The sequence below is a fragment of the Siminovitchia fordii DSM 16014 = CIP 108821 genome, assembly GCF_000374565.1.
Lineage (GTDB): Bacteria > Bacillota > Bacilli > Bacillales > Bacillaceae_C > Siminovitchia > Siminovitchia fordii.
The window spans coordinates 60335-77422 of the sequence record NZ_KB894698.1 but is presented as its reverse complement, the minus strand read 5'-3'; the positions used below and the strand labels follow the sequence as shown (position 1 = coordinate 77422).

Here is a 17088-nt window from a genome sequence, read left to right as displayed (position 1 = left end):
TTTTAAATATAGTCACTATATACCCGTTCAAAGTTTTTATACATCATGTGTTCTGCAACTTCGATAGCCATGGCATGATCCATATATCCTTTTTCTACCCAGTCTGTAAGCACCCGTTCGAAGCATTCCTTGAATAATTGGACACCAAGCCAGTTCATTTCCGGTACGGTGAATGCGTCTGACCCATACATGACTTTGTCGAATGGGGACAATTCATACACTTGTGATATGATTCGTTCCACTCCATGCCCGACAAATGGATTCTGCAATGAAATATCCAAATATACATTTGGTAAAATACTCGTAATGAAAGCTGCCTCCTCCATCCATGGGTATCCTCCGTGAACAAGATGTACTTTGGTATCAGCATATTTTTCCTGACGAAGCAAATCGATCAAAAAAGATGGACTTGCTTTTGGAAGTACAACTTCCCCGTCACCGAAGCCCGTGTGGATATGTAGAACTTTATTGAAATTCGTACACTCCTCCATTGCCACATGGAGGCAATAATCTCTCAACCCTTTCACTCTGGCGCGGTCATTTAAACGGAATTCTTCATACTGATCTTTTGCCATCTGTTCATTTTTATCTCCAATTTCTAAACCGCTCCGGTAAGCAATAATGGTTTTTAGCCCAACAATATGCTTTTGTTTTAAAGCTTCCTTAAGATCTTCACGATAAGCCTCGATAAAGGCGCCAAAGGTTTCGTGGTTTTCACGGAGTCTGACCATGGCCGGCTCAATTCGATATACTTCCCATATAGGAACTCCCGTTAAGTGTTGATAATCATCCTTTGATAACGGAGGGGTGGGATATCCAAAATCAACGACCATTCCTTCAAGCTTTACATTCTTGAATAGATTTTGTGTAAAAGCTGTAAAGTCTTTTGCCTCCTCGTTTCTTTTGGCAACCACCTCCTCAAGTATAGGGGAGCATTCAAAGTACTTTGCGAGCCGCTGTATTGTAATTTGCATATACATGTTCATGCCCGGAAAAATTTTTTCGGATGAGCCTTTTTCGGCTTTTTTAAACATATTCGGCAATACGGATAACGACAGTTTCCGCAAATACTCTTCAGGTGAATATGGTTCCTCATTCGCAACATAGGGGTGGCAATGCACATCAACTGCTTTTATAGAAGCCAAATCAATTTTTGTCATCATATTCCTCCTCATTGGAATCATTTTTTTCACTTCCTACCAGCCGGCATATTGGCGGACTTTATCCATATTGACATTCCCTCGTTCAACATCTGCCATTGCTTGATCAAGAATGGCGACAGCTATGTCAATTTCTTTACGATTGATGATAAGGGGAGGTGTAATTTCAATAACATTGCTATGTACACCTACATAAAACACAAGTAATCCAAGCTCAAAAGCCCGATAGCACACAGCGGCAGTTTTTTCAGATGCAGTTTTTTTCGTAATCCTATCCTCAACTAGCTCTATTCCTAAGGCAAGACCTTTCCCTCGAACATCACCGATCATCTCATGTTTAGCTTGCAAATCCAGAAGTTGCTTCTTAAAATACTTACCTTGTTCTATTACATTCTGAATCAACTTCTCTTCCTCAATGATTGCTAGATTCGTCAATGCGGCTTTTGTACTGACCGGATTACCGCTCGATGTAAATAAATGAAGAGCATGTCCACAGTCCAAAATTTCTTTTCTAGCGATAACAGCACTAATCGGAACTCCGCCCCCGAGCGGTTTCCCCAAGGAAACCGCATCCACTTCGATCCCGCTATGCTCAAAGGCAAACCACTTGCCCGTTCTGCCGATTCCCACTTTCACTTCGTCAACTATTAAATAAATACCGTGCCGGTCACACAACCTTCTAAGTTCAGGTAGGAAATCCTCCGGCGGAACAATTACGCCGCCGTCACTCTGAATTGCCTCAATAATGATGCCGGCGGTATTCTCCGGCGGACAAATCGTAGTAAACATCTCATTTTCAATGTAATCAATCACCTGTTGAGTCAGATTTTCCGTTTTGCCGAAAGGAGGGCGATATGGATTGGGATACGGAACCTTAACAACGTTTGTCCCGCTGAGAAACCGTGCTTGGGCCGTATGTCCCGATAACCCCAAAGAACCCATTGTCTGTCCATGATAAGAGCCCATGAACGAAATCATCCGGGGACGTTCTGCACTTAGCGGGATTAATTTAGCTATGCAGTCATTTGCATCTGAACCTGTAAGACCATACCAAACTTTTTTTTCAAACTCCCCCGGAAGCATCCCTGTCAGCTTTTCCGACAGTTGGATCATTTGATGATCCGGGATTGTAATGTTTGAAGAAAATGAGAGAGTCTCATATTGCTCTTTAAGCGCAGATGCCATTTTCTCATTGCCATATCCTATATTCGCAACGGCCCAGCCGGCGGAAATATCGAGATATTCCTTGTCTTCAAAATCACGCAGCAGCACTCCTTTCCCACTTTTTACTGCAAGTGGGTAAAAGCGGATTTTTAAAGCTTCACTTACATATTGGCGATCCTTTTCCAACCACATTTCTGTTTGGCTCATCACGATCCTCCTTCCCTCCATGAGATAGGCAATCTTTATATTAGAATCGGCGGCTTAGCTCCGCCCTTTCCCAATCAGTCACATAGCGCGCTGCTTTTTCTACTTCAGTCCTTTTAACTTTGATAAACTCTTCCCAAATTTTCCTGCCAATCATTTCTCCTAATTTTTCATTTCCGGCAAGTTCCGTAATAGCTTCATCCAAAGTGCTTGGAATCCACTCAATGCCTTGGCGCTTCATCTCCTCATCAGTCAGGATTCCTGCATCCGAGCTAAGCGGCTCACCCGGATCAAGTTTCTCCCTCACTCCATCCAGTCCGGCTGAAACTAATGCAGCAGCCAACAAATAAGGATTACAAGTACCATCTGCCCCGCGAAACTCAAAGCGGCTTCCCCGGCGTTTTTCCGTAACACGGATTAAAGTGGAGCGGTTACCGATTCCATAACATACCTGTGCAGGAGCGAAAGAACCTGGATACATACGCTTATACGAATTGATGCTTGGAGCTCCTATTGCAACCAGTGATCGTGCATGTTTCAATAAGCCTCCAACAAAGAACCTTGCCTGTTCTGTAAGTCCAAGAGGGTCGCCAAGATCTTCAAACACATTTTTGCCATCATTGTCAGACATACTTATATGGACATGCAGGCCGCTCCCCGACAAATGTTGAAAAGGTTTTGGTATGAGCGTTCCAATCAAACCATTTTCAAGTGCAATATGTTTAAAAAGCTGCATAAAAAGCACCTGTTCGTCGGCTGCTCTGACAGCGTGAGCATATTTTAAGTTAATTTCAAATTGGCCAGGCCCATACTCGCTCGATATTTTTTCAATTTTTACACCGGCTTCTTCCATGGCCTTTACAAATTCATGCAAAAACTTTTCCTGCATTTGGATGCCCTCTATGGAAAAACAATGGCTATTGTCTGCTGAAACAAGCTTTCCCTCCACTTCGTTCAACAAATAAGCCTCTTGCTCGAATGCCATACTGATATGACCGCCAAGCTCGGCTTGCGCATTCCTCAATACTTTCTTAAGAGCATATCTTGGACACCCGTCCCATGGCTCACCATTTTCATCCACAAGATCACAAAACATTCGAGCGGTATTTTGCCTATGAGGTAAAATGGCAAACGTAGAAGGATCAGGGATAGCAAAGAAATCCCCGTCCCCAATTCCATACATCGGATTTGGAATATATTCATCAAAAGCATTAAAGCTCATCATTCCTGAAAAAAAATTCAGACCCTGGGCAAATAAACTGTCCAGCTGATCCACGCGGACGGTACGAATTCTTGAAAGTGCTGCGTAATCCATATATCCAATATCAAGAAACTCAATATTATTCACTTCAATCAATTGTTTAACTTTTTCTTTTGTAATCAAGATACGGACCTCCAGGCTATTAGTATGTTTGTGTGATAGTTAATCTGTATCCCCTTGTAACTATAGTAAAGTCAAGGGAACAGTTTATATCCCGGCGGATTGACTAAATAACCTTCTCTTGATCGTTGCTTTGATTCTGGTTGGGTTTATAATAGACCTTATAGAATATGAAGAGCACAGCTATCCAGATGCATCCTCTGACCAGCGTCATGGGGGTTCCCAGAAAAGTGCCGTAAAAAACGATGCAAATTCCGATAAGCCCTAAGATTGGAAATAATGGAAATAGAGGTTGTTTCCAAGCCAGTTTATCCACTTCATCTTTACATTTTTTTCTATAAAGGATGGCCGCTACTACTGCCAGCGCCCAAGAAACAATCCATGCGAATGTCAACTGCAATGAAAACTCGACATAAATCAGATCCGGGTTGACACTGCCAATCAAAATAAAGGCAACCGAACATATCCAAATGAAGACAATTCCATAAACAGGTGTACGTGTTTTGGGATGCAAATAACCAAAAAACTTCGGTAAATAACCTCTTCTTGCCTGAGAGAAGAATATCCGGGATGCTGTGTAGAATGTTCCCATTAAAATACATGTTGCTGCAGCAATCCATGCAACTAAATTAATAATGAAAGCACCTGCATATCCAAAGACGATGTTAGCGGCTTCAGTAAACGGAGAACTGTCCATCGTTACTTGATCCCATGGGATAATCCCTTGGAGTACAATTTGAGCAACTGTGTATATGATAAGGAACGTAACACTGGACCATATTAAGGCCCTCGGCAAATCTTTTGGATTGACTACTTCCGACCCCGCGGTCACTATTGACACAGCCCCTAGATACGCATACGTACCAAGAGGAATCGCACTTAAGAATCCGGATGTGCCATAAGGCATCCATTCTTTGAAGTTGTCCACATTAATATCTTTTATCCCAATTAAAGCAAACAACAGCATTCCTGCTGTTAACAGCAGCACAAGATATAATTGAGTTCTTGCAGCGATTGATGTTCCATAGATGTTTAATATTGCAAAAATGCTTACAAATATAATCGCAAATATAGTTGTCCACACTTTTCCGGTCAATTGAGGGAAAAACCACGAAGTAATTGTCCCGAGGGCCATACTGACACCACCACCCGCAAGGACCCAGCCTGCTGCAAAAGCAAATCCCGATAAGAATCCCCACCACTTTCCTAAAAACCGTTCAACCCATACTGACATTCCTCCGGCAAACGGCATGCCAATCGCTATTTCTGCCAATGCAATCATTAAAAAGAATTGAAATAGCCCAGCAATAAAATAAGCTAAAATAGCACTCGGCCCAGCCGTAGCAATTCCTTCTCCAATCAAGAGAAAAATTCCATCACCAACTACTGCACCGACACCCAATGCCCAAAGATGCCGGAATTTTAGATTCCTTATCGGTTCAATTTCCAATAATTGTACTTTCGCCATCTTTACACTCCTTTCTCTTTTTTGAAAACGCTAACAAAAAAACATTTGCAGTCGGCCCTATCAACACTTTTATTGGTTAACCATCCCCTTTTTCCAATTTGCTATGAAAGTTATAATGCAAAACTCATGCCAAATATTTTTCTCCTGTAATTAACGGTATTACTAGAAAAAATAGATGTATCACAGAAAAAATTTTTTCATAGAAAGATATTTTTCGAAAAATATTTGTCTTTCTTATCAAATTATTTATAATAAAACAATAAGAATAAATAGTTTTATAACTTTTATAGATAGGAGTGATTTATCAATTTGAAACATGTAGTACTTGAAAAAGTATGGAATGTTTGCTTCGAGAGCATGTTGATTGTTAATCATGAAGGCCAGATTAAAAGGGCAAACAGGTCTGCCCTTCGACTATTTGAACTCAGCTCCAAAAATTTGGGAGAAACATCTATTTTTGAATTAATACCACTCGATTATCAAAAATTCTTGAAGACCAATAAGGAAACGACCGGCATATCACTGTCATTTGGAACCAAGGAGTTAATGATGAATGTTGTTCCTTTTAAAGATCATTCCCTTTTGATCATTAAGGACATTACCCAGCAACAGCTTTTAAAATATGAACTCCGACAGGCAACTGAACAAAAATTCCTCTATGACTCCATTCTCGATATGCTCGAAGAAGGCATATGCGCTATTAATATGGAAGGAAAAATCCTTTTCTATAATAAAAAGATGGGAGAGATCGACCTGCGAGAACCAGAATCGGTGAAACACAAGCTGTTCCGGGAAGCCTTTCCTGATCGGGATGAGCACTCCAGCATCCTTTTAAAAACATCAAGGCTATCAAAATCATTAAACTATCGGGAAACCCATTTCACTAACAGCGGGAAAGCTGTAACCACACTCTCTAAATCACTAACTCTCAATATAGGTTCAAGACAGGTCGGAGCTGTTGAAATTTTGAAAGATATTACGGAACAGAAGCAATTGGAAGAAACTATCCGTAACATAAAAAATGATTCGGTCACGGAAATTACTAAAAAACCAAAAGGCAAAAATAATAACACTCGGTTTAATTTCAGGGACATCGTTTTTAAAAGCAGAGTAATGCGCCAAACAGTAGATCAAGCCAGAAGAGCTGCTCGGACATCATCTTCTACCCTGATTATCGGGGATACCGGAACGGGCAAGGAGTTATTTGCTCAAAGCATACATAACCACAGCCCCAGAAAAAACTACCCTTTTATCGCCCAAAATTGCGCTGCCCTTCCTGAACATTTATTGGAGGGGTTGTTATTCGGAACTTCTGTAGGCAGTTTCACCGGAGCTATCGATAGGGAAGGATTGATAGAACAAGCACATAACGGCACTTTGCTCTTAGATGAAATCAATTCCATGGGAATTAATCTGCAGGCCAAACTTTTGCGTTTTTTACAAGAGAAGACAATACAGCGTCTTGGAGCAAAAAGATCCATTGACGTTGATGTCAGGGTAATTGCCACAATCAATGAAGACCCTTACACAGCCATGGAAAATGGAAGATTAAGAGAAGATTTATTTTACCGTTTAAGTGTGGTCAATATAATCATCCAACCTTTGAAAAACCGGAAAGAGGATATCCCTGTATTAATCGACCACTTCCTTCAAAAACACAGTGAAAGATTACAGATAAGGGTGGATAAAGTGGAATCAGAGGTCATGGATATTTTTCTGAATTACGAATGGCCCGGAAATATAAGGGAATTAGAACATACAATTGAAGGCTGTATCAATATGCTGGATGGAGAAAGTACTATTGCTTATCACCATTTGTCTCCAACCTTCCAGTCAAGGGTTAATGAATATACCCAGAATAACACAGACCGCGAGATTCCAAAGCTTTCATTGCTTTCAGGAGGAAGTTTGGAAGAGCAAAAAGAAAAATTAGAACGCACTCTTATACAACTTGCTTTAGAAGAGGAAAAAGGAAATGTAACGAAGGCTGGCAAAGTATTAGGTATCTCAAGACAAAACCTCAACTATAAAATAAAGAAATATAACCTTAAATAGTCCAACACGGCTTCATTGATTTCAAAAAAAAAAAAAAACGCACCCGATGTCGGGTGCGCAAAATATGAAGGTAGAGGTTATTAACAATTGAGTAACAAATGACTTAATTGAGCTTATTCAACAAATCGTCCACGTTGGCGCATCAATTCACGGTTCAAGTCAGGGTTCACTTCGAACGCTGCACGTCCGTGCATCCAGAACAAGTTGTTCAGTACGACAAGATCTCCAACTGGAAGTTCCAATTCAATGACACTGTCGTCAGATTCCAATGATGCAGAAAGGTCTTCCAGGTATTTTGCCTGTTCAATTGTTTCTGGATATACGAACTGATCGATGAAACAGATGCATGGCTTGTCATTCACATTAAAGAATGTAGCACGGTCTACTGTTTGGGTTACGTTTTTGCTTGGAGGTGCAATGTATGTGAACTTATGTTTTCCAAGCGGATTGTTCGCAAATTTATCAAGCTCTTTCCAGTCATCCAAGTGAAGAAGTCTTGATTCACCGCCGACTGCATTTTCTTCAACCATTTTCATCATAAGCAACCAGTCAGTTGGCTCGTCAACGAATGTTCCGTCAGTGTGCATTGTGAATAGACGGTATGCTTGACGAAGGAAAGAGTCACTGTTGTCAGTGTGCTTAACTGTGAAGCGTGCATAATATTTACCAGTCATTGCATCAAAGTTTGGCATACCAACCAAGTGAGAGATTGCTGTTCCGAAGATGACAAACTCATCAGTGTCTTCTGTTACACCTTCCAAACCAACTGTGAAACCACCGGACTCACGGTCATGAACAATGCCTCTTAGAATTTCACCAAGATCTTCGCCGACAAAATCTTGAAGAAGAGAAGCGATGATTTGACGCTTATATGGTGTGTATTCCAATGTTTGGACAGTGATGCCTTTTTCTTCAACAGCTGCCAAGAATTTAGCAATGGCTTCTTTGTTGATTTCAATATGATACAGACGATCGGACTGCGGATGAGACTTCACTTCATATGCTTTTCCTGTTTTAAGAAACTTTTTTTCTTTTGTAACGCCCATTAGATATTCCTCCTGTTTAATGAAAAGTATAATTTTAACTATGGAGAAACAGAAACATAAAAAGCCAGCTGTCGATACACCTATTCTGATTAAAATAGGTTTCATATCGGCAACTGGCTTATATTCACTTCACCGCTCTATGGTTGTAGAGTCACAGTGAATATTGCAGTCAGCATATTTTATTTTCCTGTCTCCAAAAAAATCTATACTATTCACGGATTTTGAAAAGGCATTTTTCAAAAGGTGAATATGTTATAATGATTGCTTAATTCAAGAATAGCACCTTGGGTAAAATATGTCAACAAAATTGTCATAAATTTTTCTTCTGCCAGAAAACACCCTACATATTTATATCGTATGCCGTCTAGTGGATAATCCCTAATGCAAGGCAGCAGTCCCAGAAAAAGCGCATGCTCCGCGCGATAGCTAGAGGAGGTCTTCTTCGGCCAAGTCAGAGAAGTTTCACGTTATATGCAGAAATCAGTACTTTTCTGTCCCTTTTAAAAATGTTATGTAATAAGTTGATTCTACATTATTTGAAACTTTGACATACACTCTTCCTTCGTCGAAAATCCTAATTTCCGCTTCACTGAGGTCCCCGTCGTTTTTCCACGATCGTGTCCGGGACTCACCCTTCATCTTGGGTATGATATAAAAGCGCAAATCCTTGTCCAATTAATCACGCAACTTATACCCCCATGTTCCATCTTGGATTTCTTCAGATATAACTGAATTGATCGCTTTTCTTGCTACATTTTCGCTTTCTTCTTGATCTGGGGATCGAACCTTCCAGTATATGAAGAAGTTGATAAAGTCGTAGATACATCGATTTATTTGAAAGTCTATAAAATAAAAAGTTCCTTTTCGGTGAAATACACCGAAAAGGAACTTTTTTATTTCAATATTTACCAAACAAATATTATTTCTCAGCCGCCTTGATTTGTTTGTAATGGAGATCAAGGTCCTTCATAGCGGCAATAAGTGCATTGGTCGCTTTTCCTCTATAGTACGTTTGGATAGCTTCAATCTGTTCATCAATTCCGTCCTGTAAGCTGGTCCCCCGTAAAAGACGCCCAATAAAATCACTGCCGTGTTCCGTTGCAAGTGTGGCAGAAGCTTTAAGAATTACTCCGTATTTCACATCTACTTCAGCTGTAATCGTCAAGGTTTCATACACACTCTTTGCAGCCATTCCTTGTGGCAGGCGAGCATGTCCGGCAATAAACATTGTCTTGGCATTGAACTCCATGGATCAATCTCCTCTTTCAAAAATTATAATGTTACAGCTGCTTCTTTCAGATGTGTTTGTTCAGGAATTCGTCTAACCACTTCTTTTCCTATTTCGATGGATGCAGTGGCAGCTGGTGATGGTGCATTACATATGTGAATTGATCTGTCTCCCATGATAATGTTGAAATCATCGACCATAGATCCGTCATCTTTAAGCGCTTGGGCGCGAACACCCGCAGGAGCCGGAATCAAGTCGTCTTCCTGAATTTCAGGAATTAGAGCTTGAAGGCTTTTTGTAAATTGAGCTTTGCTGAATGAACGGACGTATTCATCCAATCCTTCTTTTGCGAACTTTCCAGCCATTTTCCATAAGCCTGGGAATGCAAGGCTTTCTGCTAAATCTCTTGCACTGAAATCAAGCTTTTTGTACCCCTCGCGTTTAAATGCTAATACAGCATTTGGACCTGCATCAACTTCCCCGCTGATCATGCGCGTAAAGTGGACACCAAGGAATGGGAATTTCGGGTTAGGAACCGGATAAATCAAGTGTTTGACCAAATGACGCTTTTCAGGTACTAATTTATAATATTCCCCTCGGAAAGGCAAAATTTTCATATCTGTTTTATACCCTGCTGCAGCAGCTACACGGTCACTATGAAGACCTGCACAGTTGATGACCATGCTGGCCTTGACTGTTCCCTTTGTTGTTTCAATAACAACTGAGTCGGAGCTTTCGTTGATTTTTTCAACCTTCGTATTTAAAAGGATGTCCCCGCCGTTTTCCTGAATGATTTCAGCGAACTTTTCACTTACCTGCTTGTAGTTGATAATTCCGGCCATTGGAACACGAATAGCTCCAAGCCCTGCAACATGCGGCTCAATCTCATTCAATTCTTCTTTGCCGATTTTTGTAATGGCAAGTTCGTTTTGCAAACCTCTTTCATAGAGATTATCAAGAAGCGGAAGCTCCTCCTGCTTTGTCGCAACAATGACTTTACCGCAAATATCGTGTTCGATGCCATATTTTTCTGCAAACTCTCTCATTGATTGGCTGCCCTGTCTCGCAAATCGTGCTTTAAAGCTGCCCGGTTTATAGTAAATTCCGGAATGGATAACACCACTGTTATGGCCGGTTTGGTGCTCTGCCACAGATGCTTCTTTTTCGATAACAACAACTTTTGCATTTGGGAACCTTTCATAAATGGCCATTCCTGTCGATAAACCTACAATACCGCCGCCTACAATCGCGAAATCATACATAGTTTTATGCCTCCATTTGTTCAAGCCTGTTTATTTTGTATTGTTCAGTTGCAGCGCCCTCGTACAGCAAGCTTCGCACTCCACTCAACGCATGGATTTCAGGAAAGTCAGCATCGCCTCGAAGTTAAAAGACAATTATTATCGAAGGCCAACTGCCCCCTCTTTAGTCCTCGTCTTATGCTTAAAGCAGACACACTCACACTTCCTTATCCTTCACATTGAAAAATGCTCCAATTTGCAGGTCGCTAAACGGACGCTTACGCTTTTCTTATACTTTCCATACAATCTATTAAATTATTTTTTGTGCGCAATATATGATATTCCACTGCAGCCCGCAGTTCAGCCGGATCTCCTCTTAACGCAGCCTCATAAATAAGCCTGTGTTCCCGCTGTGTCTCCTGATAATAATCAATCAACAGGTTGGGAGCGATAGGTGAAATACCAAGAGTCTCAACCATCTTTCGAAGTCTCGGCCACGGACAACCACTCCTTAGGATCTGATGAAAAGATGCATTCAAACGGATATACTCTCCATTTGTCTCATCCGTCAAATCCAGTGTTTCCATCTGGACCACAATATCGTGCAAATGCCGTTTGTCCTCATCCGTCAGAAATGGGAGTGACTTTTCTACTGCCAAGCCTTCCAGCATGGACCGAATATAGTAGATTTCCTCTATATTCTCCTTTGTAATTGGGGTTACAACTGCGCCCTTGTGTGGGACGATTTCCACGAGCCCTTCCATTTGCAGTTGTGTAAGTGCTTCTCGAATCGGCATTCTGCTGACCTTCAGCTTTTCTGCCCATTCTTCCTGAATCAACCGGTCACCCTTTTTCAAAGTACCGTCCAAAATGACTTCTCTAAGACGTTTCGTGACATTGTTAACAACTGTCGACTTTTGCTGAGCCAATTTCTCCGACAAAATATCCACCCCAATTCACTTTGGATACAATTTAGAGTTTATCATACCTAAAATTAGCTTTCAAGGGAGTAAAATAAAAAAAATGAATCCAATCTATGTTAGATTGGATTCAATTCCATGTCTGCATTTACTTTTTATCGTTATACGTCAATTTTTCTTTAGGAAAGTTTTTCCTCATCACAACCATGAGAAGAATACCTAGTAAAGCCCATCCTGCGAAAATAGCCCATTCGTATGGCCAAACAAGAGCCGCAGGCATACCTGGCATGTAAAGGATGACAAAGAAAATACTCATGATGATGGCAATCCATCCGATGATGCTGGATTTTCCAGCTTGGAAAGGACGAACCATGTTCGGTTCATTTTTACGCAATTGGACAAATGCAACAGCAGCCAAAAGGTAAGCAATAACGATAGCAAGTCCACCTGCATCAACGAGCCAAACAAGCATAGGACGTCCAAGCAATGGAGCTATAGTAGCCAAAACACCAATAAATAAAACAGCATTTGTAGGTGTACCGTGTTTCTGATCGACTTTACCGAACCATGCAGGTATCATCTTTTTATCAGCCATGGCATACAGAATCCGGCTTCCACCAATGATGAATGCGTTCCAGCTTGTGATGATCCCGGCAACCCCGCCAAGAATTAAGATAATACCGAAGATGTCGCTTCCAAACACTGTAGCCATAGCGTCAGCAGTTGGCAATGTTGAAGCAGCCAACGAGTCTTTATCCAAACCAAGACCAACTGCCAAAATGATTGCCACATACCATACTACCGCTAAAACAACAGATAAAATAAGGATTTTACCGATTGCTTTTGCCGGTACATTCATTTCTTCCGCCGTTTGTGGGATGACGTCAAACCCAACAAACATGAAAGGAGTCATAATAGCGACCACCATGATACCACCGAGTCCGCCTTCGAATAGCGGCTGAGCATTTGACGCTTCCCCATTGAAAACTCCGCCAAAAATTAATAATAAACCGATAAGTCCAATGATAATGGTTAAAACCATTTGTAAAAAGGCCGCGGATTTTACCCCCATATAGTTTACGATTGTTACGAAAATAGAGGCTCCAACACCTACCAATACCCATGAAGCGTATACATCATAATCATTAATTGTATACATATACCCAACCTTATAGTTCGGGAAGATATATTCAATAACGGTTGGAAGGGCAACTGCTTCAAATGCTACAACAGAAATGTATCCGAGCGCGAGCATCCATGATGCCGTAAAAGCTGATTTAGGCCCGACGCCCCTAAAAACATAAATAAGAGCTCCACCTGTCGTAGGCATAGACGATGCAAGTTCTGCATATGTCAAACCGACAAATATTACGAGAATTCCACCGGCGACAAATGCGATCATCGCACCTACTGTACCAGCCCCAAGGATCCACTCTCCTGACATTACAACCCAGCCCCATCCGATCATGGCGCCGAAAGCCAAAAACAGGACATCCCAACGTGATAATACCTTTTTAACATCATGTTCGTTTTGCATTCTTTTACTCCTTTGGTATATTCTTCCTTTTCCCAAAAACACTAATTCCTCAAAGCGGACTTGGTGGTCGAGCAAGCGCTTTGACTATCGTCCGTTATTGAAAAACTCTTTCGCTTTTTTTATTGGCTAGCTTCAGCGTCTATCGACTAGCAGACTTCACTTCTCTTCCTACGATAAGTCAACATCGGCTTCGACGGACAGGAGGTCCTAGTGCAAGCGAAGCGACAGGATGTCGCGTATTAAGCCTGCCGACGGACAGGAGGTCCGCACTTCGCCGTGTTTCCTTTATCTCCTCAGAGTCGCTCCAGTCTGTACGTTGATGATCAGACGCTTTCGCTTTTCTTATTGGCTAGCTTCAGCGTCTATCGACTAGCAGACTTCACTTCTCTTCCTACGATAAGTCAACATCGGCTACGGTGGACAGGAGGTCCGCACTTCGCCGTGTTTCCTTTATCTCGTCAGAGTCGCTCCAGTCTGTACGTTGATGATCAGACGCTTTCGCTTTTCTATTAAGAATCCTGCCGAAAGACTTTCACTTTCGGCAGGTGAAACACTTTATTATTTGGCGAATGGATTAATCGTAACAGTCTTGTTTGTTGTAAAGAACTCAACAGCTGACTGCCCTTGTTCTTTCGGACCTTGACCAGATGCTTTTGTTCCTCCAAACGGAGCCTGCGGTTCAGCACCCCCAGTCTCACCATTGATCTGTACCATTCCCACTTCACTGTTTTCCATGAAATGGAACGCTTTTTCAAGACTATTTGTAAATACGGCAGCGCTTAATCCGTAAATTGTATCATTGGCTTTTTCAAGGGCTTCGTCATAATCAGCCACTTTCATCAGCGCTACGACCGGGCCGAATATTTCTTCCTTCATAATCGTCATTTCGTGGTTAGCATTTCCAAAAATCGTCGGCTCAATGTAGTATCCTCCATCGATATCCAACGTGCTTCCTCCATACAGAAGGTCAGCCCCTTCGTCTTTCCCTTTTTGGATATAGCCTGTAACTGTTTCAAATTGCTTTTTGGATGCAACAGGACCCATTGTGATCCCATCTTCAAGCCCATTACCGATTGTGATTTGTTTGGCATTTTCAATCACTTTTTCAACAAACTCTTCGTATATGCTTGCTTCTACATAAGCACGGCTTGTTGCAGTACAACGCTGGCCTGTCTGTTTCATAGCACCTTCCACAACGAGGCGTGCAGCAAGGTCTAGGTTTGCATCCGCTAGTACAACAGCCGGGTTTTTACCGCCAAGTTCCAATTGGAATTTCTTTCCACTTTCAGTTGCTAGTTTTGCAATGTTTTGGCCTACTGCATTGGAGCCAGTGAATGTAACAGCCGCTACATGTTTGTTTGTTGTAAGAACATCGCCGATTACAGAGCCCCTGCCCAATACAAGGTTAAGAACACCGGAAGGAAGTCCTGCATCTTCAAATACTTTTGCCACTTTTGCCGCTGTAATTCCTGTTTCCTGTCCTGGCTTCCACACAACCGGATTACCGAATACGAGCGCAGGAGCTATTTTCCAAATTGGAATGGCAATTGGGAAGTTCCAAGGAGTAATGGCTGCTACAACACCTACAGGTACACGGACCGAAAGCAAAGTGGTTCCGTCCGCTGCCGAAGGAAGAACTTCTCCTTTTTTGCGATAGCCTTCTTGAGCGTAGTATCTTAGGATCGACGCCCCTCTAAGTGCTTCACCTTTTGTTTCGACAAATCTTTTACCCATCTCCTGCGTAGCAGTTTTGGCAATATCGTCTGCACGTTCTTCCAAAATATCAGCTGCTTTTCGAAGGATTTCACCACGGTTAACTGAAGACATCGCTTTCCAACCCGCTGCCGCAGCATTTGCAGCTTCAATCGCTTTTTCTACATCTTCTACTGTAGAAATTTCAGTAAATCCAATAGTTTCGGAAGGTTTTGCCGGATTAAAATGTTCATGCTTTTCTCCCGAAGAAGCACTTACCCATTCTCCGCCGATAAAATTCAAATAATTCTCCACAATGTTCACTCTCCCTGAATCTCCATAATATTCCTGATTCATCTTTTAAAACTCGAGACAACAAATAACTTTGCACCTGGACGAACTCTATCAAGACTGCTGGAATCTTCATCGGCTTCACTGAAATATGTTCTACAAGTCTATTTGACATCAGCTCATTTGCTTCCTACAATTGTTTTTTTACATAGTATAGATGTGGAAGCCTGTAGATCTTGCTTGGAATGGGACCGAATGATAAACCATGACTTCCCCGTAAGGTCATCCGTAAAGGTACGGCTGAAAACTGCGATTCCCCGGTTTGCCCGTGTCTTTCTGGCCATTTTAATGGCGTTTTCATTTCTTTTGTAACGCTGTTTATAAATACCAGCTTGGAAAAACCTCCGGTCACAAAGTTATTGTGCCTAGACTGGATATACCTGATGCGGCACCATGCGAAAACACGAATAAGACAAACTTTGACAGTCGGTCCTGAATGGCACTGATCGTAGGTGATGATTAAAACTGTATATTTGACACGGTGCATCTCACGAAATGAATGTGCACATTCACCTAGCATTCTTAGAAAGTGAACCGCTTGCAGAATTGATATAATTTCCTTTTATGCTGTTCAATCCTTTGGGGATAGTTCTTCCACAGCTTTTGACCTATTCCCGATGAATAAACAACGACAAGCCTTTTTAGATAAAAATGCAAAGCATAAAAGAAAAGCTTAAGCCCCCCTGCCTTAGCATGGGCTATCAAGAAGATTCCCGAGAAATTGAAAACAGTTCATAAGTCAACAGGAGTCCGCTTATCCCCTTTAAGGATTGGGCACAGTAGCCGAACAGAATGTCCCTACTGCTTTACGCTTTCCTAAGCAATAAAAAAGCCAGTTTTACCTTAAATGCCCCTTTTTCAGTAACGGTCATTTACTAAGTAAACTGGCTCTAATCTACGTTAGGCTTTGCTTCTCCAACAAAGTCCGGTTAGATTCGACAGTCTTTCTTAAATAGTGTTATTCAGTCATGAATATCTATGACGATATAAATATAGCAACTATATAAAGAAACTGTCAATCTAATTTTTCAGGAATAAGACATATTTTTTCCCTATCTTTTTAAAAGGTGATTGCCATTGCCACTTCATCACATGCTGGAAATTTTGGACAATGGATGCAATCTGTCCAGACCTTTTGGGGCATCTCTTCCTTTTGTATAATTTCAAACCCGCATTTCTTAAAAAACGTAACTTGATAAGTTAACGAAATCAACTTGGAAATCCCTATTTTTTTTGTTTCTTCAATAATTTTAGACACCAATATTTTTCCAACACCACGCCCCTGCGCCTTTTCGTCAACTGCGAGAGAACGAATTTCCGCCATGTCCTGCCCAAGGACAGCAAGGCAGGCAACCCCAAGAACTTCACCCTTTTCTTCCGCTACGAATATGGATTGTATATTTATGATGAGAGATTCACGTGTTCTGGGAAGCAGCAGCTCCTCGTTGGCATACTGGTTGACAAGCGCATAGACTTTATCAATATCCTTGAGAACAGCCTTACGGACTGCGATCATTTTCATCACCTTTTGATTCAATATATAATGTTAATCTTACCGATTGGAGAAGGAAAGTCAATAGATTTTTAAATAAATATTCATTTTATCTAATAATTATTCAATTATACCTTTCTTTTTATGAA

General features: G+C 41.4%; 13 protein-coding genes. 1 reads left to right on the top strand and 12 read right to left on the bottom strand.

Annotated elements, in window-relative coordinates:
- Positions 1 to 2: 2 nt before the first annotated feature.
- From C509_RS0116600 to C509_RS0116585, 4 genes are all read right to left on the bottom strand, one after another.
- Positions 3 to 1160 carry an amidohydrolase family protein gene (locus tag C509_RS0116600; protein WP_018708060.1) on the bottom strand — a complete coding sequence of 386 codons (1158 nt, stop codon included), beginning with the start codon at positions 1158 to 1160 and terminating at the stop codon, positions 3 to 5.
- A gap of 36 nt (positions 1161 to 1196) precedes the next feature.
- Positions 1197 to 2531: an aspartate aminotransferase family protein gene (locus tag C509_RS0116595; RefSeq protein ID WP_018708059.1), complete on the bottom strand. Its 1335-nt coding sequence runs from the start codon at positions 2529 to 2531 to the stop codon at positions 1197 to 1199.
- A 40-nt stretch (positions 2532 to 2571) separates the two neighbouring features.
- On the bottom strand, positions 2572 to 3912 hold the full coding sequence (locus tag C509_RS0116590; RefSeq protein WP_018708058.1) for a glutamine synthetase family protein: 1341 nt from the start codon (positions 3910 to 3912) through the stop codon (positions 2572 to 2574).
- Between the two features lie 103 nt (positions 3913 to 4015).
- The gene (locus tag C509_RS0116585; protein ID WP_018708057.1) at positions 4016 to 5377 is read right to left on the bottom strand and encodes an APC family permease; all 1362 of its coding nucleotides are present in this window, start codon (positions 5375 to 5377) and stop codon (positions 4016 to 4018) included.
- Between the two features lie 309 nt (positions 5378 to 5686).
- On the opposite strand from C509_RS0116585, the gene C509_RS0116580 reads away from it, so the two are divergent.
- Positions 5687 to 7432 carry a sigma 54-interacting transcriptional regulator gene (locus C509_RS0116580; protein WP_018708056.1) on the top strand — a complete coding sequence of 582 codons (1746 nt, stop codon included), beginning with the start codon at positions 5687 to 5689 and terminating at the stop codon, positions 7430 to 7432.
- A gap of 113 nt (positions 7433 to 7545) precedes the next feature.
- Here the strand turns inward: C509_RS0116580 and glaH are convergent, their stop codons facing one another.
- The 8 genes from glaH to C509_RS0116535 form a co-directional block, all read right to left on the bottom strand.
- Positions 7546 to 8478: a glutarate dioxygenase GlaH gene (glaH, locus tag C509_RS0116575; protein WP_018708055.1), complete on the bottom strand. Its 933-nt coding sequence runs from the start codon at positions 8476 to 8478 to the stop codon at positions 7546 to 7548.
- A gap of 919 nt (positions 8479 to 9397) precedes the next feature.
- The gene (locus tag C509_RS0116560) at positions 9398 to 9727 is read right to left on the bottom strand and encodes a DUF3870 domain-containing protein (protein WP_018708052.1); all 330 of its coding nucleotides are present in this window, start codon (positions 9725 to 9727) and stop codon (positions 9398 to 9400) included.
- A gap of 23 nt (positions 9728 to 9750) precedes the next feature.
- Positions 9751 to 10968, bottom strand: coding sequence for an L-2-hydroxyglutarate oxidase (lhgO, locus tag C509_RS0116555; protein ID WP_018708051.1), 1218 nt, complete (start codon positions 10966 to 10968; stop codon positions 9751 to 9753).
- A 257-nt stretch (positions 10969 to 11225) separates the two neighbouring features.
- Complete coding sequence (locus tag C509_RS0116550) at positions 11226 to 11897, bottom strand: GntR family transcriptional regulator (RefSeq protein ID WP_245542494.1); 672 nt, start codon at positions 11895 to 11897, stop codon at positions 11226 to 11228.
- A gap of 118 nt (positions 11898 to 12015) precedes the next feature.
- Positions 12016 to 13404, bottom strand: coding sequence for an APC family permease (locus C509_RS0116545; protein WP_018708049.1), 1389 nt, complete (start codon positions 13402 to 13404; stop codon positions 12016 to 12018).
- Between the two features lie 558 nt (positions 13405 to 13962).
- The gene (locus C509_RS0116540) at positions 13963 to 15420 is read right to left on the bottom strand and encodes an aldehyde dehydrogenase family protein (protein WP_018708048.1); all 1458 of its coding nucleotides are present in this window, start codon (positions 15418 to 15420) and stop codon (positions 13963 to 13965) included.
- A gap of 157 nt (positions 15421 to 15577) precedes the next feature.
- Positions 15578 to 15967 (bottom strand): hypothetical protein, encoded by a 390-nt coding sequence (locus tag C509_RS26560; protein ID WP_169509228.1) that lies wholly within the window; start codon positions 15965 to 15967, stop codon positions 15578 to 15580.
- Positions 15968 to 16507: 540 nt separating this feature from the next.
- Complete coding sequence (locus C509_RS0116535; protein WP_018708047.1) at positions 16508 to 16963, bottom strand: N-acetyltransferase; 456 nt, start codon at positions 16961 to 16963, stop codon at positions 16508 to 16510.
- Between the last annotated feature and the right edge of the window lie 125 nt (positions 16964 to 17088).

Coding starts and splice junctions, on each gene's coding strand:
- C509_RS0116600 (WP_018708060.1), bottom strand. CDS start 1,160: ATGACAAAAATTGATTTGGCTTCTATAAAAGCAGTTGATGTGCATTGC.
- C509_RS0116595 (WP_018708059.1), bottom strand. CDS start 2,531: ATGAGCCAAACAGAAATGTGGTTGGAAAAGGATCGCCAATATGTAAGT.
- C509_RS0116585 (WP_018708057.1), bottom strand. CDS start 5,377: ATGGCGAAAGTACAATTATTGGAAATTGAACCGATAAGGAATCTAAAA.
- glaH (WP_018708055.1), bottom strand. CDS start 8,478: ATGGGCGTTACAAAAGAAAAAAAGTTTCTTAAAACAGGAAAAGCATAT.
- C509_RS0116560 (WP_018708052.1), bottom strand. CDS start 9,727: ATGGAGTTCAATGCCAAGACAATGTTTATTGCCGGACATGCTCGCCTG.
- lhgO (WP_018708051.1), bottom strand. CDS start 10,968: ATGTATGATTTCGCGATTGTAGGCGGCGGTATTGTAGGTTTATCGACA.
- C509_RS0116545 (WP_018708049.1), bottom strand. CDS start 13,404: ATGCAAAACGAACATGATGTTAAAAAGGTATTATCACGTTGGGATGTC.
- C509_RS26560 (WP_169509228.1), bottom strand. CDS start 15,967: ATGCTAGGTGAATGTGCACATTCATTTCGTGAGATGCACCGTGTCAAA.
- C509_RS0116535 (WP_018708047.1), bottom strand. CDS start 16,963: ATGATCGCAGTCCGTAAGGCTGTTCTCAAGGATATTGATAAAGTCTAT.